The organism is Limosilactobacillus portuensis, from assembly GCF_014838735.1.
In the GTDB taxonomy this organism is placed as follows: Bacteria; Bacillota; Bacilli; order Lactobacillales; family Lactobacillaceae; genus Limosilactobacillus; species Limosilactobacillus portuensis.
In genome coordinates, this window is record NZ_JABUXQ010000002.1 from 94,485 (window position 1) to 120,259 (window position 25,775).

The 25,775-nt window shown below is 40.0% G+C and carries 19 protein-coding genes; 5 read left to right on the plus strand and 14 right to left on the minus strand.

Annotated features, from left to right (window positions below):
- Positions 1–32 precede the first annotated feature (32 nt).
- The 13 genes from HUK49_RS01175 to HUK49_RS01235 form a co-directional block, all read right to left on the minus strand.
- Positions 33–1,526 (minus strand): KxYKxGKxW signal peptide domain-containing protein, encoded by a 1,494-nt coding sequence (locus HUK49_RS01175; protein WP_191912337.1) that lies wholly within the window; start codon positions 1,524–1,526, stop codon positions 33–35.
- 442 nt (positions 1,527–1,968) lie between these two features.
- A complete protein-coding gene (glsA, locus tag HUK49_RS01180; protein ID WP_191912338.1) occupies positions 1,969–2,892 on the minus strand; it encodes a glutaminase A in 924 nt (307 codons plus the stop codon).
- Between the two features lie 58 nt (positions 2,893–2,950).
- Positions 2,951–3,583 (minus strand): GyrI-like domain-containing protein, encoded by a 633-nt coding sequence (locus HUK49_RS01185; protein ID WP_191912339.1) that lies wholly within the window; start codon positions 3,581–3,583, stop codon positions 2,951–2,953.
- Positions 3,584–3,600: 17 nt separating this feature from the next.
- The gene (locus HUK49_RS01190; RefSeq protein WP_191912340.1) at positions 3,601–4,713 is read right to left on the minus strand and encodes an AAA family ATPase; all 1,113 of its coding nucleotides are present in this window, start codon (positions 4,711–4,713) and stop codon (positions 3,601–3,603) included.
- A 136-nt stretch (positions 4,714–4,849) separates the two neighbouring features.
- Positions 4,850–5,716: a TrmH family RNA methyltransferase gene (locus tag HUK49_RS01195; RefSeq protein ID WP_191912341.1), complete on the minus strand. Its 867-nt coding sequence runs from the start codon at positions 5,714–5,716 to the stop codon at positions 4,850–4,852.
- A gap of 115 nt (positions 5,717–5,831) precedes the next feature.
- Positions 5,832–7,145 carry an ATP-binding protein gene (locus HUK49_RS01200; protein ID WP_191912342.1) on the minus strand — a complete coding sequence of 438 codons (1,314 nt, stop codon included), beginning with the start codon at positions 7,143–7,145 and terminating at the stop codon, positions 5,832–5,834.
- Between the two features lie 168 nt (positions 7,146–7,313).
- A complete protein-coding gene (locus HUK49_RS01205) occupies positions 7,314–9,959 on the minus strand; it encodes a DEAD/DEAH box helicase family protein (protein ID WP_191912343.1) in 2,646 nt (881 codons plus the stop codon).
- Positions 9,959–12,010: a site-specific DNA-methyltransferase gene (locus HUK49_RS01210; protein WP_191912344.1), complete on the minus strand. Its 2,052-nt coding sequence runs from the start codon at positions 12,008–12,010 to the stop codon at positions 9,959–9,961. Before HUK49_RS01210 ends, HUK49_RS01205 begins: the two co-directional genes overlap by 1 nt.
- A gap of 22 nt (positions 12,011–12,032) precedes the next feature.
- Complete coding sequence (locus HUK49_RS11525; RefSeq protein WP_191912345.1) at positions 12,033–12,314, minus strand: hypothetical protein; 282 nt, start codon at positions 12,312–12,314, stop codon at positions 12,033–12,035.
- A gap of 150 nt (positions 12,315–12,464) precedes the next feature.
- A complete protein-coding gene (locus HUK49_RS11530) occupies positions 12,465–12,893 on the minus strand; it encodes a DUF5677 domain-containing protein (protein ID WP_191912346.1) in 429 nt (142 codons plus the stop codon).
- A 167-nt stretch (positions 12,894–13,060) separates the two neighbouring features.
- Entirely contained in the window at positions 13,061–14,614 is a 1,554-nt protein-coding gene (gene guaA, locus HUK49_RS01225; protein WP_191912347.1) for a glutamine-hydrolyzing GMP synthase, read from the minus strand.
- A 150-nt stretch (positions 14,615–14,764) separates the two neighbouring features.
- Positions 14,765–15,688, minus strand: a complete 924-nt coding sequence (gene coaA / locus HUK49_RS01230) for a type I pantothenate kinase (protein ID WP_191912348.1) — start codon at positions 15,686–15,688, stop codon at positions 14,765–14,767.
- A gap of 262 nt (positions 15,689–15,950) precedes the next feature.
- On the minus strand, positions 15,951–18,041 hold the full coding sequence (locus HUK49_RS01235; protein WP_191912349.1) for an LTA synthase family protein: 2,091 nt from the start codon (positions 18,039–18,041) through the stop codon (positions 15,951–15,953).
- Positions 18,042–18,637: 596 nt separating this feature from the next.
- Between HUK49_RS01235 and HUK49_RS01240 the strand changes: the two genes are divergently transcribed.
- Entirely contained in the window at positions 18,638–19,531 is an 894-nt protein-coding gene (locus tag HUK49_RS01240) for a DMT family transporter (RefSeq protein WP_191912350.1), read from the plus strand.
- A 79-nt stretch (positions 19,532–19,610) separates the two neighbouring features.
- Positions 19,611–20,507, plus strand: coding sequence for a DMT family transporter (locus HUK49_RS01245; RefSeq protein WP_191912351.1), 897 nt, complete (start codon positions 19,611–19,613; stop codon positions 20,505–20,507).
- A 60-nt stretch (positions 20,508–20,567) separates the two neighbouring features.
- On the opposite strand, the gene helD is transcribed toward HUK49_RS01245, so the two are convergent.
- Positions 20,568–22,895 (minus strand): RNA polymerase recycling motor HelD, encoded by a 2,328-nt coding sequence (helD, locus tag HUK49_RS01250; protein ID WP_191912352.1) that lies wholly within the window; start codon positions 22,893–22,895, stop codon positions 20,568–20,570.
- 169 nt (positions 22,896–23,064) lie between these two features.
- Here helD and HUK49_RS01255 point away from each other — a divergent pair, with 169 nt between their 5' ends.
- The 3 genes from HUK49_RS01255 (at position 23,065) to hflX (ending at position 25,772) form a co-directional block, all read left to right on the plus strand.
- The gene (locus HUK49_RS01255; RefSeq protein ID WP_191912353.1) at positions 23,065–23,715 is read left to right on the plus strand and encodes a DedA family protein; all 651 of its coding nucleotides are present in this window, start codon (positions 23,065–23,067) and stop codon (positions 23,713–23,715) included.
- 86 nt (positions 23,716–23,801) lie between these two features.
- A complete protein-coding gene (locus HUK49_RS01260; RefSeq protein WP_191912354.1) occupies positions 23,802–24,461 on the plus strand; it encodes a histidine phosphatase family protein in 660 nt (219 codons plus the stop codon).
- 36 nt (positions 24,462–24,497) lie between these two features.
- Complete coding sequence (gene hflX / locus HUK49_RS01265) at positions 24,498–25,772, plus strand: GTPase HflX (RefSeq protein WP_191912355.1); 1,275 nt, start codon at positions 24,498–24,500, stop codon at positions 25,770–25,772.
- Positions 25,773–25,775 lie beyond the last annotated feature (3 nt).

The following is a 25,775-nucleotide window of genomic DNA, read 5'->3' on the forward strand; positions in this document are numbered from 1 at the left end:
CAACTTCTTGCTGGGTAGCATTAGGCAGATTACTAAAAAGTCATCGTGAACTGATTGGTCTTAGTATTTACTAAATCAGTTGGGGCAGTCCAATTGCTTGCTGATATTTTGATCCCTAATGCGTAAGCTAAAGCATAGTCTTGGTAGAAGTACTGTCCCCATAGACCTGTATTGGGCACACCATTAGCATTACCAGTAGGATCAAAAGCAAGCCGCGGCGTTGTCGGTGTAGCAGTCGTCGATTCCGGCATTGTTGCCAGCTGAGCATTAATTATCGGATTGCCACTAGCATCGACTGGAATATCATCACGGAGCTTTAATCCTTGAACTACGTAAGGAATCTGAACAACGTAAGGACCACCAATCACTTTTGGAGAATCTGACTTAGCACTATTAAAGGTATTGTTATCTGTAACTTGAACGTTAGCCCAATGAATACCAATCTCATTCGTATCAACTGTCCCCACCACATTGTAAGAAAAGGCACTGGAATTACCTACATTTTGATTGTAAAGAATCGTAGATAAATCATTGCCATTCGCATCAGCCGTATTAAAGTCTGGAGTATCACCAACCTTATTTACATAGTAAAAAGTATTTGGCTGAAGTTGAGATTGTGGTTCAACCATAGATTCAATCGGCACCTCAACACTTGTACCATCTGCATACGTCACTTTAATGGTCCCGCTTATTGTTGAACCAGCAGATGCATCTTCTTGAGTTGGAGTTGGCACATCCCCCACCCAAGAAAAAGTTGCTCCGTTTTCAGCTAAAACATCCGCATTTGAAATAAACTTTGAAGCAAGGTCGGTTAAGTTAGTCCCCGCAATTACATAGGGAGGTTCTTCGCCATCGAGAGTATAAGGAATCGGTGCAATGTTTTCAGTTGAAGCAGCATGAGGAGTGACAGGTTTAGCTTTCTGAGAAGCAGTACTACCAGATTTAGGTGTAGTCGTCTCAGCATTTTTATTATCAGCCTGGTTTGTTTCTGCCGTCTTACCAGAGGTAGTCTGTGATGTAGCAACCGTTGACTCTGACTGTTCACCGTTACTCTGAGTAGTGTCAGCAGAACTTGTTGGGTGAGTTGCGGAGGAAACAGGAGAGGTGGCAACTGTTGCGGAGTGATTAGTATCCTTAGAGGAATTTACTGATTCAGTTGGCTGGGTAGCGACAGTTTGTTCTTGACGATCCTTTACGGCTGTCGTTTGCTTAGCTGTTGACTGATCGGCTGTTGAAGCGGTGGCAGTCTGTTTCTTAGAGTCAGCGGGCATTTCATTAACTGGCTGAGCATTGTTAGACTGCTCCTCATTCGTTAAAGCCGCTTTAACTACTTCAGCATTTTTAGGCGTACTATTCCCGTTATTAATATTATCGGTATTAGCACTTGCGCTAACGTTCATTACCGCGGTTGCGCCAAAAGTCAGTAAGAAGGTTGCACACGCGGTCATCCATTGCTTCTTATGCTTATATAATTTGAAGTTTCGTTGTTCGATATTTGTTTTTCTTCGCTGGTTGTTTCTCCCCATAATATCTTCCTTCCCTCTATTTATTCGCGTTTTAATATCTATTTTCTAACTATACTGCAATTCCACTTATCATACTTAACTCAGTTTAAAATTAAGATTACGATCTTACAACTAACTGTTCAAGACGCTAACTGACCTTGGTTAACATGATTTTTCAACGACAGGTTATTTAGTGATAAAAGTCAAATAGAAGCCATCTATCTACATATAGATTATACCATGAACTAATTTTTAATTATCGTTATCTATACTATATATCAAAAGGTTTAAATGAAAAATAAAATAATTTAGTATCAGCGATGTTAACGTAAATTTCTACAAAATCGAAAATTAAAAAAGATTGACTCCGGTTGAATATCGGAATCAATCCATTAATTGAAATTTGATAAAATAACTACTCGGCAGTGAAAATGTAACGACGAGGCCGTAAATGAAGTCTTTCTTAATAATTAAAAATATCAAGTTTTAACTCCCGACTAATCATTTCCAACAGTGCTAGTCCAGCAACGCTATTACCAGCCGGGTCAAGTGCTGGACTAAAAATTCCGATCCCATACTTTGGTGCACTGGCAACTAGACCCCCACCGACACCACTCTTAGTTGGAATTCCAATCTTAACCGAATAGGTTCCTGATTCATTATATAATCCCGTTGTCATCATTACCGATTTAGCATAGGTCGCGGCATCACTTGAAATTAAACGTTCGCCACTCCAGGGAGCAATTCCGTCATTGGCAAGAACTGCGCCTAAATTAGCCAAGCTTTCACAGGTAACCATCATCGAACACTGTTTAAAGTAGGTCTCAAGACTAGTGGTCACATCATTTGCCAGGGTTTCTTTGGCCTTTAAGTAATATGCAAGCGAGCGATTCATATCTCCTGTCCGTAATTCAGATTGATAGATTTCTTCATTTAGAGTAACTTGCGGATCATGACAAATTTCTCGAGTAAAATCAAGAATCTGGTCAAACGGTGAACGGTGATCCTCCTCTTCAATCAGTGATGAAACCAAGATCGCACCACTATTAACAAACGGGTTTAGCGGCTTAGTTTCCTTAGTGATCTCCATGTTCAAAATCGTGTCAAAGGCAAAGCCAGTCTGCCGGGTGCCTACCTGCTCTTCTACTGTGGCGAGCCCTAATCGTTCAATCGCATAAAGGAGAGTAATTACTTTAGAGACACTCTCAATCGCAAAGCGAACATTGGCAGCACCAGCACAGTTTTTCTTTCCACTATCGACATCATAGAGGCACACCCCTAACTGGTAAGAATCGACCTTTGCTAAAGCGGGGATATAGGTTGCTACTTGCCCCTCATCGATCCGTTTCCAACACGCTTGAATTGCATCGTTTAAATTTAATGCCATTTAATCATCCCCGTCCTGCAAATTTTATTAATTATCATACACCAAAAGCATTCGATTACTATTGTTTTCTCACTGGCAAGCGAAGAACGGTTTTTAGGTTAGCCGGTTTAGTGCGTCGCGGATCAGACAGGTAAATCTCATGGTGGTGACGGTGATCATTAATATCTAGCTGAAGGTCGTTGTTAGTAATAAACTCATGCAGTTTTTCAACGGTAGCTGGTTCGTCATCATATGCGCCAACGTGTAGTGCTTGAACGCATAAGCCTTCATCAACGGAGCGCAACTCAACCTTAGAAAAGTCGGCCTGCTTCTTTTCAGTAGCCGTCTTAACCGCCCAATCAAAGATCGCAGGAGTAACAAAGTCCGGCATCCGGATCAACGAAATGAAGTTAAATTGCTCCTTATGCTGGTAGTCAACGCCCTTAATTCCCGGCTGCCACCACATTCCTTCCAGTGGCGGAACAACAAAGTCAAAGTAGCCGGGGATTCGATAATCACCCTTTTTACTCATCTTAATTGTGTAGGCAATTCCATAGAGGAGCTGAAGAGCTTGACTGTATTCACCATCTTCAGCATTTGGATCACCTTTCCCTTGAACTGCAAGGTAATTCATTGACGGAACCTTTATTACTGCTGGTCGTTTTCCTGGACGATAAAGTTCCGGTTGTTCTTTCTTAAAGTCGTATGTCATTGTTTCATCCCTTAGTTTTATAGCTCGCTAATACCAATTAAATATTGTCCATCATCAATTACAAATTTACGAAATAGTGGAAGACTAAATTTAACTTTTCCGTATCCAGCAGGCATGATGATCTGACTATCAATTAACCGCCGTCGATACATCCCAATATACCCAGGTTTCTTCTTTAACTGATTACCGAGATAAGTTGTTGAGATCGGATATTCTTTTGCCAGTGCCATTGTAATCACAAACTGTTGGTCCACGGAAGAAAGTTCTTCAAACATCTTACTATACGCATTCCGACTTAGCTGAGCCTGATATTCTGGTAAAATATCATCAATTGTTTGCTGAGTAATGTGCTGATCTGGCACCTGCCATAATAAGTAACCAAGAAGCTGAAATGCATACGCATAACCATCAGCGAGTAACGCCATTTGACGAATCACTTCAGGTGAAATATCCTTATCCCGTTTTTTGAATTCACGTAAATATTGTGCTCGAATATCATAAAAACTCAACGGTGATAACTCAATCCGTCCACTTCGTAACAGGAACGTTAAAACATGGTTGTTTTGAAGTTCTTGAACATTTTTAGGCAAGCCAGTCATAATGATAGAAATCGGCATTTCTTCACTAATCATCACTTGATAGATTGAAGCTAATTCAACCATCCCCGGAACATCTTGGGCTTCATCAATCATTACCAAGACGTGTTGGTGGTGCTTCTTTAGGATTATTAGCATTTGTTTCAATAAGTATTGATAATTAGATAGTTGAGTATCTGCTGCGGAAGTATATTTAACACTAATTCCACCAAGAGAGACGTTAAATCCCGAAATTTTATTAAATAGTTTTTGAATCTTGGTCGTGGTTTGCTGGTATAGCAGCTCGGTAAGTCGTCCAACCATATTATCGCCAATTATCAAATGAATCGTTAGCCATTGTGGATCTTGGGAAATTAGTTTACCAACATTATTCATAAAAACTGTTTTCCCCACTCCACGAGTTCCGTAAATCAGGGTAGTTCTGTAAGGAGTATCAACATCCTTAATATCCGTTACTAACCTATTCAATATCTCATTTCGATCTAGTAAAACAGTTGGTTGAGAACCAAAACTTGGGTTAAATGGATTTTTCAAAGCCAGCCCTCCTTTATATCTGTTTATATCTTTACATTCATTTTATATCTGTTTATATCTTGACTCAAGTTTTATATCTGTTTATATCTTCAAGGTTAATAAAAAATGCCCAATACCGTTTACTGGGCATTGAGCACTATTTTCCTTCCCGATTGCCTAGCTCCCAAAAGGCTAGGGCCGAGGCAGCGGCTACATTTAAGGAATCCACGCCCGGTGCCATTGGGATCTTAATTGTAAAATCGCTCTGCGCAATTGTTTTTTCTCTTAACCCCGGACCTTCTGAACCAAGAATAATGGCAAGCTTATCCACTTGAGCCAGTTGCGGATCGTCGATATTAACGGTGTTGTGACGTAATGCCATCGCTGCGCTTTTGTAACCCAGCCGATGAAGCAAGCTAATTCCTTCCGCTCGCCAGAGTTTCGCGTCAACATAGGTCCACGGCACTTGAAAAACCGTTCCCATTGATACCCGTGAAGCCCGGCGATAAAACGGGTTGGCAGAATCACTCGTCACGACTACGCCATCTATTCCAAGAGCTGCTGCCGAACGAAAAATCGCCCCAATATTAGTTGGATTGACTACACTTTCGAGAACCGCAATCCGTGGATGATCTTTCGGCATTGTTGCCAAAAAGCTGGCTAAGTCCGGACGCTTCACCCGATGCATTGCCGCCAGTGCTCCACGCAAGAGATTGTACCCGGATAACTGGCTGAGCAACGCGCTACTGACCACATAAATTGGCGTTTGTCCTAAGCCAGTTGTTTGGTTAGCCGCCATTTCGTGATCCAAGTCGACCAAGTCTCGGTCTAGCGCCTTTTCTTCAACCAAAAGAGAGGCTGGTTGATACCCTGCCCGTAAAGCTCGTTCAATCACCTTCGGACTTTCCGCAATAAATAATCCCGGTTGCGGTTCTAAGGCATGAAAAAGCTGGGCTTCATTCAGGCGGACGTAAGGATCCAAATCGGGTCTTGCTAAATCTGTAAGAAAAATTAAGTTATGCATGCTGAATTTACCTTATTATTTGTTATCGCTGTGATGAGATTTATTTTGACGCTTTTTAACGCTTTTTAACGCTTTTTAACGCTTTTTAACGCTTTTTAACGCTTTTTAACGCTTTTTAACGCTTTTCGTACTGTGTGTTAACAGAACTACCAACTTTCCTTACTTTTCCTTTTTTTATAAGACCTGATAGTAGTTTCCTTACATGATATGGTGTTGTCCGTAACACTTGCTGAATCTCTTTTCGTGTTTGTCTGCCATTTTTGCTTAGAATATATAACACTGATTCTTCATTAAGGCCTAAAATGAATGTCGAATCTTTAACTTTAGAATCAATTACATTCTTAGTGTCATTATTATAATTAACATTAGGCAAAATGACCTTAAACGAATTAGGTCTGACCTCAAAATCTGGAGACTGATTCGTATCTTGATAAGCTTCATACATTCTCCGAATCCCAGTTCCATAATTTTCAATGTACTTCAACTTATCAAGAATATGAACAAGTTGAGGATTGCGAACAGCTGTCATTCCATCTTTAACTTCATCCAAAGTTAATCCATCAGGTATACCACCTGGTGAAAGTATCTCCATCCGATTATCAAAGATTTCAATCTTGATATTAGAATGCAACAAATAGTCTCTATGCGCAAAAGCATTAACAATTGCTTCTCTAATTGCTGTGTCTGGATAGTCTTTAGTTTCATGACGTTGTGGGGCACCATCAATTTTAATTTTAGTATGGTTATTAAGCTGAATATAGTGCAATAATTCGTCAATTTGATGTGTTAAAGAACCACTAATTTCACGCTTATCCCTAAATTCCATCACATTCAAGCCTTGATAAATTGCTACCTTAGTAATCGTTGGATTCTGATCACTAACCAAAAATGCAGCATTATTGTAAACGTCAGACTCTTTTAACATATGAAGTGCTTTAACATTAAATTCAACATCTTTATAGTTAGCTCGTCCTTGGAGGCTTCTAAAAGACAAGTCCTGATTAGGAGACATTTCTGAATCAAATTCATCGTTCCCAATATTTTGTTGAAGCATCCTCTTAATTTGTTCATTAGTAGCTCTTACAGCAGAACTACCGTACCTAATATAAACACCTTTAGGAGTAAATCCTTCGCTTGCGATTGCATATGGTTTATGTCGTCCTGCTTTAACTTTAATAGTAAATATATCCTCATTAGGATAAATATCTATTAGACTAAAAGGAGTTGGATAAAATGCATTTGTATACCAGCGGTTTATTTTTTCTTCCCATTGATGCTTTTGCTCATCAGATACCTCTAAAGGTTTTCTAGTCTGATCATCTATACCAAGAAAAATTGTTCCACCCTTAGTATTTAAAAAACTAACAATTTCACGTTTTAGTTTATTAGTTAATTCACTTTTATATTCAATTCTTTTGTCTTCATTCATTTGGGACACGGTCTCCTTAAATACTACCAATAATTATATAACAAACTCCATAAATAATATGAAACAGTCTGTAAATTAATTAGCTCACTGCTATCACTTTTTACAAAGATTTGGCTTTTAATTAAAAAGAACCCCCATCATTTAAAATGGAAGTTCTTTAGAAAACATTTAATTATCAGTCAATAATCCTTTCTCCCTTAATTCTGGAAACATGTAATGAAGGTCTTGCTTCCCCTTATCTTCAACGTAGAATTTGACACCAAATAGTTTTACATCATCGTTATCTTCTAGGATTATTATGTTCTTAGGATCGATTCTTTCCAAGAGTTCCTCTTTCCATCTGTCCTTTTCAACAAACGCAGTTCCTTTTGGCTCCATATAAATTTGGTAAACATAATTTTCGTTTTTAAGGTACATGATAAAGTCTGGCATATATCCTTCATAACGGTAAACACTCTCACCAAAGTCATGAAGCTTAAAGTCAGTATTTCGCTCATCAATGCGTAACAGATAAATTTGATCGTACTTCTTTCGGAAATTTGGAATTTCTGCTCCAATTCGATTAATAAAGTGCATCTCAAGTTGATCCACAATCGCGTAATCGTAAGCGTACCAATCTCTACCTTTCATCTCATAAGGGCCGATTTTAGCTGTCTTAGGATCGTTAAAGTTATCACCCACACGTTTCTCATAGTCTCTGACCACTTCGTTAACAGCGACCTTCTCAAATTGGTTAGTACCTTTAGAGCGCTGGAAGTTATTTACTAAAGCATTCTGAACGCGAAGTAAATACCTTTCAACAGCAGTTAGTCGTTCATGAGGAGTTAATTGATGTTCATTAGCAACTCGCACCCTAACAACTGCATGTCCTAGCCAGCTGTCGCTTGTAAGGAATTCTCTTACACTTGTTATAGTTGGGCATTGTTGTTTTAGGGATTCAAATCGGAAGAATGGATTAAATGATATGGCAGTCCTAATTAAAGCTTTATCTGCTGGATTACTAAATACAGCAGCATTTACTATTGGAAATAATGAACGATTATCCTTATCTGCTCCGGTATCGAATTTACGCTCAGTAGTTGTACTAATCATATCAATAGGCTCTGTCGTTTCTGGATCAAAGCCGTACTTCAGAATTGAATTGTAGTGTTCTGCTGGTACTACCTCTACTTTGTTGTAGTAAACATTCCCGTGCTTATATGCATCTGTTCGTTTGAATGAGCTCTTAACATTTGCTGTATAAATTTTATACTTGGTGTCCTCATTAACAGGTAAGTTAATAGCATCCAATGATTTACGAAGATTTTCCAGGTACTGAGGGTTATTAATGGTGTGATAGTAAAGACGCTCCAATAATTGAATCTCAGGCTTTCGATCATCGAACCGTCGAGTATATGATTTCTTACCCTTATAGATAAAAGGATTATATCTGGCTCCACGACCGATTAATTGTGCTTCTGCATTGGTATCATTTGGCTTAATATTCTTTTCGCCGATACGGACAATATCATAAAGATTTAGAACATCCCAACCCTCACTTAATTTAGCAACGGCAAAAACTGATCTAATCGGGTTTGTTGGACTTTCGAGAGTGTTTAATTTTTGAGCAACACTCCCATTATCAAGAATATCCTTTTTCCCTGAATCGTTAGCGTTAATCGTTGTAAATTCTTGGAAATCACGCTTTAATTCTGCGACGGTTTCTCCAAAGTTCTGATTTAGCCAGTATTTGTACGCTAAACTAAGAGCTTCACTTCGGGTTGAACGATTTTGGGATTGAACAAAGTTTTGTAATGACTCGGCTGTTAAATTATCAATCATCGTTAAGAAGCGCTCATTAACGTCCTTGGATACTTTGATAGTATTGGATTTGAAAAGAATTACTGGCTTAAAGTCAGGGATACCCATATTTTGCGCAATTCGCTTTCGGTATTGAGATAGCAAAACGGCATTTAACATTTTATCTTCATCACTATTGTTAGCTTGAAGCCGATAAACTCGCTTAGAATAGCCATCGTTAATGAATTTACTCAAGTCATATTGTGCAATGATCTTGTTTTGGTATTTATGGTAAATATCAGGATTGTGGAGATCAATAGTTGCGGTAAATTCAAGCTGCTGGTTATCAGGGTTCAGGCCTCTAATTTTATCTAGCAACGCTTCCCAGCTTCTGTTAGTGATATCTTCTTTCTTACTCCGAGTACCGACATTAAAGTGGTGGGCTTCGTCAGCAAGGATCACGAGCTTGTGCTTTTTCAATGATTCTTCAGTTATGCCGTTTTCACGGGGAGAATTGATATCATTTGAAAGCTGGTGAATACCAGAAAATTTCAAATAGATTGTGTTTTTTTCAAGAGAAATGGGGAACTCCGATACAACCTTAATACTTACCCTTTGCCCATTAATAACAAGCGGATCTTGATACAGGTACTTTGGAGAAGCTATATTCGTTAAATTATCAATAGTCTTGTTAACGACAGCAGTGGTACTGGTAGTGAATAAGAAACATTGGTAATTATGTGCTTGATACATATACAGAATAATGGCTGCCATAATATCAGTTTTACCGGATCCAGTAGCCATATAAAACATTAACTGGTTATAAGAATCATCTTTCTTATCTAATTTCTCAACAGCATCTAGGTTATGAATGGCCGAGAATTGGTAGTCACGAAGACTATGTTTAAGGTTTTGACTAATATATAGTGGCAGTCTCTGCATACCGTGATCTTGGCTAAAGAGTGACGTGTCATTAAGCCAGTTTAACAACTTGAGGTCGATTTTCTCTTGCGGAATTTCTTTCTTACAAGCCATTACTCTGACTCCTTCCCATAGAAGCTCTTATTGAATTGGTAATCACTGTCAGAAATAAGATCTCGGACATCAGCATCATCAATATTAGCTTCGTTATAGTAAAGCTGGTTCTTGTCCAGTAGCTTAATTAATAACTTCTTTTGATCTTCAAATGATAGTTGCTTGCTCTCAGGATCGTTTTCAAATTTAGCTAGGTCAACCCGGAAATCAAGGTCGGCCCCACTTTTCATTCGTTGAAAAACAGCGTCTAATTCGTCTAGAGTGGTTGCTTTCTGTAAGTCTTTCAGGTATCCCTGGTTCTTTTCCATTAGTTCGGCGTAAACAAAGGAACCGCCACCCTGCCATTTCACCTCTTTTGAAACACCATTTTTGTCCCCGTAGACAACATTCTGTAATCTCTTCTGAATTAATTGAATCTGAGACGAGATTTGTTCAATAGTGACAAAACTTCTTTTCATTTTCATGGCTACAGCAGCAGTTGAGCCACTTCCGCCAAAGAAATCCATAACAATATCACCAGGATTGGAAGAAAGCGCAATAATATTAGACAATAATTTTTCCGGCTTTTTACCAGCAGGGAAATCAACAGCTCCCTCTTTTTTAAGATTGTTATATTGAATGTTATCCCAAAGTGTGGATAGTTTTTGTTGATACATTAGATTACCATCAACATTTGATAATCGCTCAGCAAGAAACATAAACATATCCTTACCTTGGCCAGTATAAAAAACCTCAGTCAGGTGATTAGCATTTTTACCTTTAATTGGGGTATATGTAATGCTTACGACCCCATTATGAATGTTCTGTAAGTCTTCCTTTACGCGTTTACGAACAGAAGATTGAGCGTTGGTAGTACGAAATATCTTTTCTGGATATCGCTGGTAAACTTCGTCTTCTGTAATCGATCGTTGCTGTGCAAATTGTTTTATTGATGTCATTTTGGCATTCGGGTAGTATTTGTAAGTATATTTATCATTTTCCTCAATGATTTCAGCAGATCCAAGTTCCTCCAGAACTTGCGTATATTTCCAACTTTTGCCTGCATCTTTATATTGGTGAACATATTGGACAACAGGAGTCGTTTCGTATACAGGATTTAATGTTATAGAACCTTTATCTTTAGCATATAGCTGAATAAATTCCGTAGCATCTCTTAGGCTTTTGCCTTCTGAGCTACCTGATACACCAGAAATCTTAGTTTTCACTGTAATTGTATTGATGTAATTATCACGCCCAAATATTGAATCCATAAGTATCCCAAGATAGTTTATTTCTCCATCATCTGTTTGCACCCAAATTAAGCCATCCGGAGAAAGTAATTTTTTGGCGATCTCCAGTCTATTTTTCATAAATGTCAGCCACGTTGAATGATTGAAACTATCATTATACTTAAAACTGTCATTACCGGTATTGTAGGGTGGATCCAAATAAATAAGCTTAACTTTCCCAGAATATCTCTTAGTAAGACTATGTAAGGCAATCAAGTTATTTCCCTTGATAACTAGATTGTCTTGATCATTAAAGGAAGTCGCCTCATGTTTGCCATCTTTATCATATCGTTTGGCATTGACAAAAACTTTAGGCTCAAACAGTTCACTAATTTCTGCATGCGCTAAAGTTTCATTTAGGAAGGGTTCATCTGCCCCCCCCACTTTTGCATCAACATCCTCTTTGTCCATTCCAGCTTTTAGTACAGTATCTTTATATGGAAAATCTAGCACAACATCTGAAGAATCAGAAATAAACTTATTATCACTTGTGAGGCCTATTCTATTGGCATACCTAGTAAAGCTGTCTTCCCAGAATTCTTTGTACTCAAACATATTAATAAATTGATTAAGTTTAAAGACCTCAGTATTAGCAATTATTTCCGTATATTCATCATGAATTAACTGATTTGAAAGTAACGCTGTCATTAAATCATGATCATATTTATCAAGATCACTAATTACGGTACTTCGTTTTAATGTCCCACTCTCTGCTATATATTTTGTACCAAATTGACGTAAAACATTTTTAACTTGTTCCATTATCTTAGTTTCTATTTGCATGCCTGTTCTCCTATTTACAAATTCACTTTTTCTTAAGTAACTGTTGAACTCGATAATTTCTTTTTAGTAATATATTACAATTGATTTTTGTTTCAATGGTTTTTGCCCAACTATTAGCACCATCAATTTTATAATAAGAAGCCATTCTTATAAACATCATATTAAGTTCCGATTCCAACATCTCTAATTCAGAGCTTTTGTCATACATTTCGATTATCATATTAAACTCATTATTATGAGGCTTTACTTTAAAGTTAGCGATTCCGTTTACACCATGAGTATTATCGGAATAAGGGGCATACATGCCTAAATAAAGATCCTTAATTCTAAGATTTTTACATAGTTGATTAAAACTTGTATTTTTGTAATCCGGTTCAGCATTATACCAATGTTGTTTGATCTTATTCCTATTAGGAATATTTTGAGGAAATAGTGTATCGTATCTCTTTCTAAATTATTTTGTTGATTCTTCAAGGTTAGATGCCTCTGAAGGATCATTTTTTATTTGATTATCTATTTGTCGCTGCATATTTTTGGCTAATTTTTTATCAGTTAGTCTTTTTACTATGCTTAATGCCTTAATATGTGAATTCATTTTTTCATAAAAGAATAATAACTCAGCCCTGGCCTCAGTATTTTTTTGAAATATATATGTCAAATAAACCGATTGTTCAATAAATGTCCTTAATAATGTATCGGTCACATTAGTTAAACCATTATCTGTGAGAATTTTTATTGCCTTGGCATTTGATAATGAAGAATAGTACAAAGAAATAATTGCTACATCACTCGGTGTTAATTTTTGCTTTGAAAATACAGAATTATCCTCAAATAATTTGTCAATTAGTTTTTCGTTATCATCTATTGTTACTTCTAAACTCATATATTCTCCCCCTAACTTCAAAAAGCACCCAGTTTTGACACTGGATGCTTTCTTTATATGGCAAACACTTTGGCAAACAAACATATAGATTTAAGTGAGTTGGTCAAGTTTTAACACTGCCAAAATGCCGTTATATCGCCATTCCAACACTAAGTTACATTACAATACTATTCATACTCAATAGTCGAAGGTGGCTTACTCGTGACATCGTAAAGGATCCGGTTAACGTGATCTACTTCATTAACGATCCGCACGGAAATCTTTTGTAAGACATCCCATGGAATCTTCGCAAAGTCAGCAGTCATCCCGTCAATTGATGTTACGGCACGAATGGCAACGGCGTAATCATATGTCCGGCCATCACCCATGACACCAACTGAACGAATTCCTGGTAAGACGGTGAAGTATTGCCAGATCTTTTCATCAAGTCCGGCCTTCTTAATCTCTTCACGCAAGATTGCGTCCGATTCACGGACAATTTCCAGCTTTTCTGGAGTAATTTCACCGATAACCCGGATACCAAGACCTGGACCTGGGAACGGTTGCCGCCAAACTAATTCGTGCGGGATCCCAAGCTTTTCACCCAATTCACGGGTTTCATCCTTAAAGAGCTTTCGTAATGGTTCGATCAGCTTAAAGCCGAGCTTCTTTGGCAAGCCCCCAACATTATGGTGTGACTTGATTGTTTGGGCAGTGTCAGTCCCAGATTCGATCACATCGGTGTAAAGGGTCCCTTGAGCGAGGAAGTCAGCGTCAGGAATCTTCTTTGCTTCTTCGTTGAAGACTTCGATAAATTCCTTACCAATAATCTTCCGCTTTGTTTCGGGATCAGTAACGCCCTCTAACTTACCGAGGAAGCGGTCAGCAGCGTCAACCTTGATAATGTTTACCCCAAGATCCTTATTCAAGGCTTTCATTACTTGATCGGCTTCGTTCTTCCGTAACAGACCGTGGTCAACAAAGATACAAGTTAATTGGTCACCAATTGCCTTGTGGATCAGTACGGCAGTAACACTAGAATCAACCCCACCGGAAAGGCCCAGGATAACCTTCTTGTCACCAACCTCTTGACGGATATGGTCAATTTGCAGATCGATAAAGTCATCCATTGTCCAGTTGTCCTTGGCACCACAAACGTCAAAGGCAAACCGCCGAAGAATGTCTAACCCATATTCGGAGTTCCGTACTTCAGCGTGGAATTGGATCCCGTAGAATTTCCGCTTGTTATCAGCGATTGCGGAAATTGGGCAATTCTTGCTGGTTGCGGTAACTTCAAAGCCTTCAGGTGCCTTGGTTACTAAGTCACCGTGACTCATCCAAACATATTGCTTCTTTGGCAAGCCCTTGAACAATACCGCGTCATCTTTTAAGACTTCAATATCAGCACGACCATATTCGGAATTATCGGCCTTCTCAACCTTACCGCCAAGATCGTATGACATTAATTGCATCCCATAACAAATCCCTAAAATTGGAATACCTAACTTAAAGATTTCAGGATCAACCTTAAAGGCATCCTTGTCGTAGACACTGTTTGGACCACCAGAGAAAATAATACCCTTCGGGTTAATCTTCTTGATTTCATCAGCCGTAATCTTGTGTGAAAGGAGTTCAGAATATACCCCAAAGTCACGCAAGCGTCGGGTAATCAATTGATTATACTGACTACCAAAATCAAGCACGATAATCTTATCAAAAGCATCCAAGTTTAATTTTGCCACGTTGCCACTTCCCTTTTCTGAATTTCTTATTTCTTAACAACTAAGTTTACAAGCTAAACGTTTAATGGTCAATGATCATTATTAGTTCGTTTTTTAAACTAGACAACTCTTGATGCACCGTTTAAAAAGTAATACATCAAGAGTCAACTTTTAACCACGTTTTAAGTAGATTCGATCAACCACGTGATTAGCGGTCTTATGAAGAATGATATTTGCTCGATTACGGGTTGGCAAAATATAGTCAGTGAGGTTCGGTAAATCAACTGTTTGCCAAACATTCTTCGCCATCTTAAACGCTTCTTCTCGTGGTCCCTGAGAATATGAATAGTAATAATTATCCGGATCGGTAAGTGCCGTATCTAACAACATCCCAAACCGTTGCAGGTACCACTTTTCAATCTGCTCAGCATCAGCGTCAACATAAATTGCAGTATCGAAATAGTCACTAACATAAATTTGCTGACTAGATGGTAGTTGAAGAGTATTAATTCCTTCCACGATTAAAATATCTGGTTGCCGAATAACTAACGGCTGGTCTGGCATTACATCATACACTTGATGTGAGTATGTCGGTGCCTTTACTACTGCCTTACCAGCCTCGATATCATTCATAAAGCGCAGCAGTTTCTCCATATCATACGATTCAGGGAACCCTTTCCGATCCAGGATCCCCCGCCGTTTCAATTCGGCATTTGGATAAAGGAAACCATCCGTGGTCATTAATTCAACCCGCTTATCTGGGAGAAGCTTATTTAGCAAAATACTTAAAAGCCGGGCAATCGTACTCTTACCAACCGCAACTGATCCCGCAATCCCGATAATATACGGGACCCGTTCACTTTTCTGGTGGAGAAAATTAGCCTTTTGCATCTGCCATTCCAGATGATTTTGAAAGCGCAACTGAAGCAGCTTAATTAGTGGCAAATAGACATCCTGGACATCTTCAATTGAAATTCGGTCATTAAGCGATTTAATCTCATCAAGATTATCCTGGCTCAAACGAACCGTATCAGTTGGAAAGAAGCTGTGCCACTCCTGTCGATCAAATTGCTCATAATTCATCCATTCATTCATAGTTACTGATTCCTTCATTAATATAATGTAAGCGATTAACAATAATCATACCATATTTAGTATGACTAGATCAGAAAGTGTTCTTGATTATATTTATCAACAAATTCAGCAAAGAATGGTAATGATAATTGGACAAAACCACGACGAGGAACCGGAATCAATTGATCGGCTATAACATACTCGTTTATATTTGCTTATCTTATTTTATATTTCAATCAAATAAAAAACCTGTCAGTTTATTGCTGACAGGTTTATATACACCTTAATCTGGGAAACTAGGATTCTGATCCTTTAATTCCGGTGCGTCAGTCGAGTAATCATCATAAGTACTCTGATTATTATTCTCTGCCTTCACACTTGTCTTGTGTTTCTTCTGATCCTTCTTCAGGTTCTTCAGACTCTTCTTCATATTGTAAGTGTAGTCCTTCTTGTTGACCTTCTTGAATCCTGGAAGATTATAGAAGCGAATCAGGTCACCATTCATTACCTTATCGGCTAAGCCTAACTCAGTTGTGACGTACTTTTGAATCTTGTCAAACTGCTTCTGTTCCTTTGCCGTTGGGTTCTTAATCTGCTTTCCAGTAGCAGTGTGATAGTAATCACCATTATATTTCGTATATTTTGGCGTTACCCAGTCGCCATTCCGGAACGGCACAATTTGATTGCGATCCTTAGAAAGAAGATCTTGTCCGAATTGAATATACTTGTCTGAACTGATTCCTAACAAGTCCTCGATGGTTGGCAGAACATCAATTTCACCACCATAAGTATGATCAATTCCACCCTTAAGGCCAGGAGCATTGATCATGAATGGAACCTTTTGGAACATTGCCAAGTCGTAGTTGGTAACCTTCTTTTTACCTAAAATCTGAGCGATTGCTGGCCGGTGGTTATTTGAAATTCCGTAGTGGTCACCATATAAAATAATGACACTATTTTGCCGTAAGCCAGACTTATCAAGGTAATCTAAGAATTCACCAATTGATTGATCAAGGTAATGGGCGGTTTGAATATAGTGATCAACCGTGTCATCCCCAGTCTTCCAGGCATCAATTGAAGTATTCTTCTTATCGATAATGTATGGGTAGTGGTTAGTAACGGTAATCAACTTAGCATAGAATGGTTGCGGCAACTGCTCTATGTAGTGCATTGATTCCTTCATGAAGATCTTATCCTTCAACCCATAACCCAATTCTTGATCCTTAACCTTTGGGTAGTAGCTCTTACTAAAGAAGTACTGGTAACCAAATGACTTATAAGCATTGTCACGGTTCCAGAAACTTGGCACATCCCCGTGGAACGAAGCTGTCGTGTAACCCAGCTTTTGGTGCAATAGAGCAGGTGCTGACTGGAACGTGTTATTCGTCCCATCAGTAACCATTGCTGAACCTTCTGGCAACCCATAAAGGGAATTTTCTAGCATCATTTCGGCATCGGCAGTCTTCCCTTGACCAACCTGGTGGAAGAAGTTATCAAACGCTAAAGTATTAGATGAGTGGTATAGCTTGTTTAAGTTTGGCATTACTTCTTGACCATTTTGCTTATAGTCAATCATAAATTGCTGCAAACTTTCCAAGTGGATAACGAAGATATTCTTTCCCCGCATCGTCCCTTCATACTCAACATTTGGACCAGCATAGTTCTTCTTTAAGAACTTTTGCACTGGCTTTAGCTGTTCCTTATTTGCTTTAGCCTTAACCACACTGTTGTGAGTTGTCTTTACCCCATCATAAATAGTGTAAGCTTGTAACCCGAGGTACTTAACGATGTAGTTATTATCAAATGTCCGGGTTAACAATTGCGAACGGTTTGATTCGGCCATCCCCAAGTTAACACCAAACAAGACAAAACCTAACGCGGTAATTGTCATCGCATAGCGAATCTTAAAGTACCGCATATCAATCCGAATAACATGGAACAGGAGTACTAATGCAAGAATAATCACATCAGCGTAGACCAAGAAATCCTCTGGACGAATAATTCCGAGAATACTCGTCCCTAAGTTATTAGAGGCTGCTCCTGACCCCTTAATAATATTAAATGTAATAAAATCGGAAAATTCACGGTAGTACAGGATATTAGCGAACAGCCAGGTTGAGAGTAATGCATTAATAATCAGCATTAACCAGTACGATAACCGTCCCCTAAAATATAACGCAATTCCCAGAAAAACTAAGGCACCCGGAATGGTATTAAATGCCAAGAGGAAATGCTGAACGCTCCCCTTAACACCCAAGTTAAACTCAGTACTATATGCCCAGTAACTTTTAATTGCAAACAGGAGTACTACTAGCAGAAAAAAGCCAAGCTTGGTATTCAAGCCGTGCCAGAGCTTCTGCAACGCTGTCTTCATAATCGTTCCTCCATTAAAAAATATCAATACCTACAATATTACAACAATTTAGAGTGAGCAACCTTTAAAAACTTATTTCAAAAAAAATTAAGAATAAAGTAGAGTGCCTTCGCCCCAAAGAGTTCCCGGAAAGCTAGCAATTTCTCTCGACGAAGGCGTCTTGCGCCTAGGAGAGAGGTTGCTAGCTCTAGGGAACTCGGGCGAAGCACGTTTAATAGAGTGTGAGCCAGCAGAGAACTTGCGGAAAGCTAACAATTTCTCCCGACTGAATGCTGAAAGCATCTGGGAGGGAGGTTGTTAGCTCTAGCAAGTTCCTGGCGAACACGTTTAAATTAGAGTGCGAGCAGTTCTTGACTATGTTACCTAGAACTGAAGATAGTTCCTGGCGAAGGAGTGAACCAGAAAACTTATTTTCGTCTGTGAACCCTCGCAAGGCTGATTAGTCTTCTTGCTACCAACCTGTTGGTGAAAGAAGTCAATCAGCTACTGCGCAGTTCTTAACCAGCTACCAAAAATAACAACCACTCACATTCTTTGTTGTATTTGCAACAAAATATCATATACTAGGATAGTAAATATTTTGGGGAGGAATCTTAATGTCAAAACGTAAGACTAATTTACTCTTGCTAACCGTAGCCATTCTCTGGGGCGCAAGCTATATCTTCGTCCGAATGGCAATCAATGCTGGAATGCAGTCAGGAATGATTAATGCTGTCCGGGGGACGATGTGTGTGGTTGGCTGCCTGATTGTCTTTAATAAAAGTATCCGGCAAATGACTTGGTTTGATTTCAAGGCAGGTCTATTAATGGGGATTACTAACTTTGTCGCCTATTACTTACAAACTGACGGTCTCCGTTTTACCACGCCAGCCAAAAACGCCTTTATCACTACCATGTATGTTGCTCTGTCACCACTTCTCTTATGGATTCTTTGGCACGAACGGCCACGACGGAAAACCTACTTTGTTATTCCGCTAGCGTTAATCGGGATGGGCATTTTAACTAATGTTACAGCTACTGGATTAGCCTTAAATTATGGTGACCTTTTGACCCTTATTTCTTCAATCTTCTGGGCCCTCCAGTTAATCTTCTTTGGCAAAATTGCCTCGAAAGCTTCAAGTCCTTGGGTGATTATCTTTATGATCGGATTAATCCAGGGCGCTGCCGGATGGGGTGTTTCCTTTGCAACTGAGGCCCAAACTTTCTCTCACATCCACTGGCTCCAAGCGTTAATTCCTGTTGCTCTGCTTGCCATTCTCGTTACTTTCATTGCTCAGGGAATGCAAATTACCGCCCAAAAATATACCGATGCTACATCAGCTGGCTTGCTTCTGATGCTTGAATCGTTCTTTGCCAGTGTTCTGTCAGTAATTTTGGGTTATGATTCATTAACCCATTCGCTGATCATTGGTGGAGCAATCTTACTTCTCGCAAATGCGATTATGCAAACTGATCTTCACCGTCTCCCGTTCTTAAAACGGACTAATTAATTGCATTTAGCATCAACAATTGGTACTCTGCAATTATCTTTTAACCAAGAACTTCTTGGAAGCTGAAAGGAGTACGCCGATGAAGCTTTCCAAAACAGCCGCTAACCTCCTTCTCGTTTTTGTAACCATTCTTTGGGGGAGCACCTATATTTTCAATAAAATGGTGGTTAATGCCGGAATGCAATCAGGAACCATCAATGCGGTTCGTGGTGCTATGTGCGTGGCTGGCGGAATCATCCTCTTTCACCGCCAGCTAAAACAAGCTACCCGGTTTGACATCAAAGTAGGGTTAATCGTTGGCCTGGTTAACTTTTGCGGTTATTATCTAAGAACGCTCGGTCTTCGTTTCACAACACCGGCCAAGAGTTCCTTTATCACCGTGACTTACGTTATCTTGACGCCACTAATTTTATGGATTTTTTGGCACGAACGGCCACAACTCAAGATCATTTTTGCGATCCCGCTGTCGCTTGCTGGAATGGCAATTCTAACAGGTATTACCGGAAGTTCCTGGTCTCTTCGGTCAGGCGACCTAATCACTTTCTTCTCCGCCTTCTTCTGGGCATTGCAAATTATCATTTTCGGTAAATATGCTAGTCGGGCATCTAGTCCGTGGATTATCATTACATTGATCGGAGTTGTCCAAGTAATTTGTGGTACCCCATTAGCACTAACAACAGAACGAGCATCCCTTACCCACATTCATTGGCTCCAAGCACTTCTTCCACTAGCAATCATCGCTGTGGTAATTACCTTTGTCGCTCGGGGAATCCAGATTAGGGCGCAAAAGTACACTGATGCCACTTCTGCAAGTTTGATTCTGATGAGCGAATCATTCTTTGCAACCGTCATTTCCGTTTTTCTCGGCTACGACCAGCTTTCACTACGGTTAGTTATTGGTGGTCTACTGATTATTATAGCTAACGTGATCATGCAGTTTAATTTCCGTAAGTCAAAGCTAAGAGTGCAAGATTAAACTATCTTTAAGACAAAGACCTAAGTTCCCGCCAAACGGAGACTTAGGTCTTTGCTTTAATTAATTATTCTTATCGCGCTTCACAAATGAATAAAGTTCATCTGGTACATCTTTAAGCAACGGCGTAACCTTACCTACGGAAATCATCGTTAACGCGTGCATTGCCCGAGAAGCAATCGTATACAGCAACTGGCGTTCACTGTCATCAGGGTATTCTTGCTCGTTAGTGTTCCAAGCAAGCACTGCATCAAATTCTAGTCCCTTAGCTAAGAAAGATGGCACAATAATAACCCCATCAACTAAGCGCTGGTTTTCTGTCCGAATAAGCGTTGTCTTGACATTCCGCCGTTTTAATTCGTCATAAAGCTTTTCACAATCATCAAGCGTCTTGCCGATAATCGCCACTGCATCATGCTCCTGCTGGTACTTCTTTAGCGTTTCAACGACACTATCAACACCGGCAGAATAATTATCAGCTTCAATCACGGTTGGTAAATCGCCATTCCGATCAAAGGCCTCAATCGCCTCGCCATTCGTTAAGAAGTGCTTCGTAAAATCCGTGATTTGTTTAGTTGACCGGTAAGATTTAGTTAGTTGAACAACCTTTGTTTTTTCCGGATCAAACATTGTTCCCAATTGGCGTAAGAGTGAACGGCTATTTTCATGGGTAAAGATTGCCTGATTCAAATCACCAAGAAGAGTAAACCGAGCATTAGGGAACCGGAACTTTAAGTATGCTAACTGATAGGCATCATAATCCTGAACTTCGTCAATGAAGACATATCGAATATCCCGTTGGCCTTTCTTCCCGGTCATTAAATCGTAGAGGTAGAGATAAATGGTAATCCCGTTGGCGCTAATGTTTCCTTGACGGAGATCATCCTTTGTTTTTTCAACGTACGCTTCCCATTCAGCAGTGCTAATGCCAAATTTATTCAGGTCCATGAGCTTAGGGGTTGCTCGGAGGAGGTGGATAAATTGGGCGTTAATGTTTAGCCATAAATTATGATCAATCGCCCGTTTTACTGGTGTGAGCGCCTTCATTACAATCTGGCGGGCGAGAAACTTGAACTGTTGATTTTCATCCGCAAATTCTCGTGGCTGGTTGTCCATCAAGTCATCAATTTGTTCCTTGCTCAGGTTTTGTACGGCTTCTTCAGCCCACTTACTGCGCATTTCAACACTAATTCGGTGATTGAGGTACTTAATTAATGCTTCCTTAGTTCCATCAAGCCGGTTGCCAAGATTGTAGTTACTATTGAATGAGTAGTAAATTTCTTTAATTTTCTCTTTGCTAATGAAGACTTTTCCGCGGAACATCAGATTGCGAAAACGCATATTGGCCTTTCCTAGGTGCTTAGCATAACGCCCGGTTGCCTTAAAGTAAGCTAAACTCGTTGTTAGTTGAACCGCCTTCTTGGTTGTCGGATCCTGGCTGCTGGCAAACCGTTGAGCGAGCGTTTCTACGTGTAATCGCGGAACCCGCCGATTAGCAAATTGGTAATAAGTCATCTGGACCATGTTATGTTCCCCTAACTCCGGGAGCACCTGGTCAATGTAGTCATTAAATAATTGATTAGGCGAGAAGAGAACCACTTGCGACGAGCTCAGGTTTCCCCGGTAGCGATATAAAAGCCATGCAACCCGTTGAAGAACCGCAGCTGTTTTACCGGAACCCGCAGCTCCCTGAACGAAGAGAAGCTCATCTTTCGTGTCCCGAATAATTTCATTTTGGGTTCGCTGAATCGTTGTAACGATACTCTTCATCTTAGTGCTGGAATGAGTCCCCAAAGCTTCCAAAAGCATTTGATCACCGACCTGCTCGTCAGTGTCAAAAATCGTTACAATTGTCCCATCATCAATCTGAAATTGACGTTTGAGGGTCATGTTAACTTCCTGAGTTCCAACTGGAGTCTCGTAACTAACCTTTCCTAGCTTTCCCTCATAGTAGATCGAAGAAATCGGTGCCCGCCAATCGTATACCAGAAAATGATCTGGCTGATCACTAAATGATGCTAAGCCAATATAAACGGTTTCGGGTTTTTCGGCCCCCTTTTCTTGGAAATCAATTCGGGCAAAGTAAGGTTTCTTTTCTAAGCGTTTCAAGGTTGAAAGGCGATCCGCAGCGTGTTGCCAGCTATTTTGTCGTTCATCCAGCATCTGCTGTTGGGCACGAAATGACATTGCCGTATCCATCATCCCTGAATAGGTCGTCGTGTTTAGGTGAATATCATCAATCTGTTTATTAATTCCCTTAATATCATGTCGAGCGGTATGGATCTTTTCTTCGGCCTTTTCCTTAGCCTGTTTGATCTCATCAATAACGTGATCTAAATGCTGCTGTTCAAATTCTTGTACTGACTGTTCGGTCACTCTTTCTACCTCCATTCGTGAAATCGTCTTACTATTATATCATTGATGAAGCGGTGACCGAAACAATATCGCCCTGCTATCGTGAATGCTAAATTATCTTTAAATATTACTGCTACCCTAACTTTTAAGTCCAGAATAACGGTAAAATAGTATAATAACTCGATTCAGAAAGGAGCCTCGTCGATTGGCCAACTCATTTTATATCTTGACTCACATTGCTGAAGTGATCATTCCAATGTTTGAATGGTTGGGACCCTGGAGTTACGTTCTATTGTTTACAATCATTTTTATGGAAACCGGACTGGTCATCTTTCCGTGGCTCCCGGGAGAATCACTGATTTTCCTTACCGCCTCGTTTATTGCATTCCACCCTGTTCTGAAAATGGAAATTGTAATTCCCGTTTTCTTTTTGGCGGCTTTTATTGGTGATACGGTCAATTACTTTATTGGTCGCTCCCTTTCGCGCTGGCAATGGCTTTCAAAACGAGTTAATGGTCCCGGAATGGTTAAAGCTCATCAGCTACTAGAAAAGCACGGGATTAAAACCGTTGCGTTTGGTCGTTTTGTTCCGCTGATCCGGACATTCGTGCCGTTAATTGCTGGAACAATGCACTTTGACTTTCGTCGGTTTATGATTGGAAACCTCCTTGGTGTTATAATATGGGTTCTCCTCGCCAGTGTCGTCGGTTACTACTTTGGCAGTATTCCCTTCGTTAAGGAGCACTTCTCGCTAATTATCTTGATTTTTGCTGCTGGCGCTTTGCTAGTTATTGCCATCCTTGCCCTCATCCGCCATATTCGGCGAAAGATCCTTAAGCGGAATAACATGCTCTAACATTAAGCCACCACAGTTCCCACTTACCATTAAAGCATGGTAAAATAGTAGATAATTGTTATTACGTAATAAAGGAGCTGATCAAGTTGGCAATTACTGTCTACTTTGTTCGTCATGGTCAAACCTACCTTAACCGCTATAATCGGATGCAGGGCTGGTCTGACGCTCCCCTGACCGAAAAGGGGATTGAAGATGCTAAGCGTGTAGGAAGAGCACTATCGAAAGTTAAATTTGATTACATTTTCAGCAGTGACCTTTCACGGGCAGTGAATACCGCACGGTTGCTCCTTGCTGCTGACCCAAATACTGACCTTAAGGAGCCGATTCAAGAACCAGCATTTCGCGAAATCTTCTTTGGCTTTTTTGAAGGAGCAAATGGCGGTGCCGTTGTTGATATTGTTGGCGGTAAATATGGCTACCATACATTCTCACAAATGGCTGCCGGCTGGGGAACAGACGAACTTAAGGATCGAATTGCAAAGGCGGATCAATATGGGGACGCTGAAGATGCCGAACGTTTTTGGCAACGAATGGATAAGGGCTTTGATCGGTTGCGTAGCCTGCCAGATAACTCTGTTGCGGTTGTCGTTTCACACGGTGCTGCGATCCGCTCAATCGCTGACCGCTACCTTGAAGGGGTCGACCAAAACGTTTCGCCACGAAACGGCAGCATTATGAAAATGACACTAACTGATACTGATACTCATGTGGACTTTTATAACCAGCTCCACATTCCTGATAAATAAAAATAATTGAACTAAAAGGGGGAACACTACCTTTCAATGGATAACATACAAACTGAAGAGCCAGTATTAATCACTGGGTTAAATATCGAACAAGAAGACTTTGATTATTCCATGACCGAACTTGCTGAATTAGCCCAGGCAAATCACATGAAAGTAATCGACCGGATTGATCAGTCAATTGACCGGCCTAATCCAGCTACTTACTTTGGGAGTGGTAAGGTTGATGAAATTAAAGAAGCAGTTTTAGCTGAAAATATTTCAACCGTGATCACTAATGATGAGTTAACTCCTAGTCAGTTGCGAAACCTTGAGGACGAACTTGGCTGTCGTGTTCTTGACCGAACTGCATTGATTCTTGAAATCTTCGCTGAACGGGCACAGTCTAAGGAAGCCAAACTCCAGGTTCAAATTGCAGAATTACAATACCGGTTGCCACGGTTACAGACGAGTGCTAACCAACGACTTGATCAGCAGACCGGTGGCGGTAGCGGCTTCACTAACCGGGGATCCGGTGAAACCAAGCTGGAAATGAACCGCCGGACAATTCAGAATTCAATCAGCCACCTGCGAAAGGAACTCCGGGTAATTGATCGTTCTGAAGAAGTTAAACGGAAGCAACGGGACAAGAGTGCCATTCCAACAGCCGCCCTCGTTGGTTATACTAACGCTGGTAAATCTACAATCATGAATGGCCTCGTTGAAAAATATGGTGCTGGTGAAGACAAGACTGTTTTTGAAAAGGACATGCTATTCGCTACTTTGGATACTAGTGTTCGTCAATTGACATTGCCGGATCAAAAGCGATTCTTACTTAGCGATACGGTTGGTTTTGTCAGCAAGTTGCCAACCCACCTGGTTGAATCATTCAAGTCAACGTTAGCAGAAGCAGCTAATGCTGACCTGTTAATTCAGGTAATTGATGCTTCAGATCCACATTACGAAGACATGATGAAAACTACCCAAAAGACACTCAAGCAGATTGGAATTGAAAACATCCCAATGCTGTATGTCTTTAACAAGGCTGATAAGACCGACATGGAATATCCAGTGCTTGAGGGCGACGATCAAATCGTAATTTCTGCTAAGGATGATGAATCACTCGATCTTCTCGTTTCAACCATTCGGAAGCACCTGTTCCAAGACTATGTTGAAGCCAAAATGCTGATTCCGTTTGCGGATGGGAATGTTGTTTCATACCTTAATGAAAACACCAATATCTTGAATACTGAATATCAAAATAGTGGGACAGTTCTAACCGTTGAACTCTCGCAAAAGGATTACGACAAGTATCAAAAATACGTTATTAAATAATTA

Bases quoted from the DNA above. Each gene is read 5' to 3' on its own strand.
- HUK49_RS01205 (WP_191912343.1), bottom strand. From the start codon at position 9,959: ATGGCTTGTAAGAAAGAAATTCCGCAAGAGAAAATCGACCTCAAGTTG.
- glsA (WP_191912338.1), bottom strand. From the start codon at position 2,892: ATGGCATTAAATTTAAACGATGCAATTCAAGCGTGTTGGAAACGGATC.
- HUK49_RS11525 (WP_191912345.1), bottom strand. From the start codon at position 12,314: ATGTATGCCCCTTATTCCGATAATACTCATGGTGTAAACGGAATCGCT.
- HUK49_RS01210 (WP_191912344.1), bottom strand. From the start codon at position 12,010: ATGCAAATAGAAACTAAGATAATGGAACAAGTTAAAAATGTTTTACGT.
- HUK49_RS01195 (WP_191912341.1), bottom strand. From the start codon at position 5,716: ATGCATAACTTAATTTTTCTTACAGATTTAGCAAGACCCGATTTGGAT.
- hflX (WP_191912355.1), top strand. From the start codon at position 24,498: ATGGATAACATACAAACTGAAGAGCCAGTATTAATCACTGGGTTAAAT.
- HUK49_RS01235 (WP_191912349.1), bottom strand. From the start codon at position 18,041: ATGAAGACAGCGTTGCAGAAGCTCTGGCACGGCTTGAATACCAAGCTT.
- HUK49_RS11530 (WP_191912346.1), bottom strand. From the start codon at position 12,893: ATGAGTTTAGAAGTAACAATAGATGATAACGAAAAACTAATTGACAAA.
- HUK49_RS01185 (WP_191912339.1), bottom strand. From the start codon at position 3,583: ATGACATACGACTTTAAGAAAGAACAACCGGAACTTTATCGTCCAGGA.
- HUK49_RS01175 (WP_191912337.1), bottom strand. From the start codon at position 1,526: ATGGGGAGAAACAACCAGCGAAGAAAAACAAATATCGAACAACGAAAC.
- helD (WP_191912352.1), bottom strand. From the start codon at position 22,895: ATGGAGGTAGAAAGAGTGACCGAACAGTCAGTACAAGAATTTGAACAG.
- HUK49_RS01200 (WP_191912342.1), bottom strand. From the start codon at position 7,145: ATGAATGAAGACAAAAGAATTGAATATAAAAGTGAATTAACTAATAAA.
- coaA (WP_191912348.1), bottom strand. From the start codon at position 15,688: ATGAATGAATGGATGAATTATGAGCAATTTGATCGACAGGAGTGGCAC.
- HUK49_RS01245 (WP_191912351.1), top strand. From the start codon at position 19,611: ATGAAGCTTTCCAAAACAGCCGCTAACCTCCTTCTCGTTTTTGTAACC.
- HUK49_RS01240 (WP_191912350.1), top strand. From the start codon at position 18,638: ATGTCAAAACGTAAGACTAATTTACTCTTGCTAACCGTAGCCATTCTC.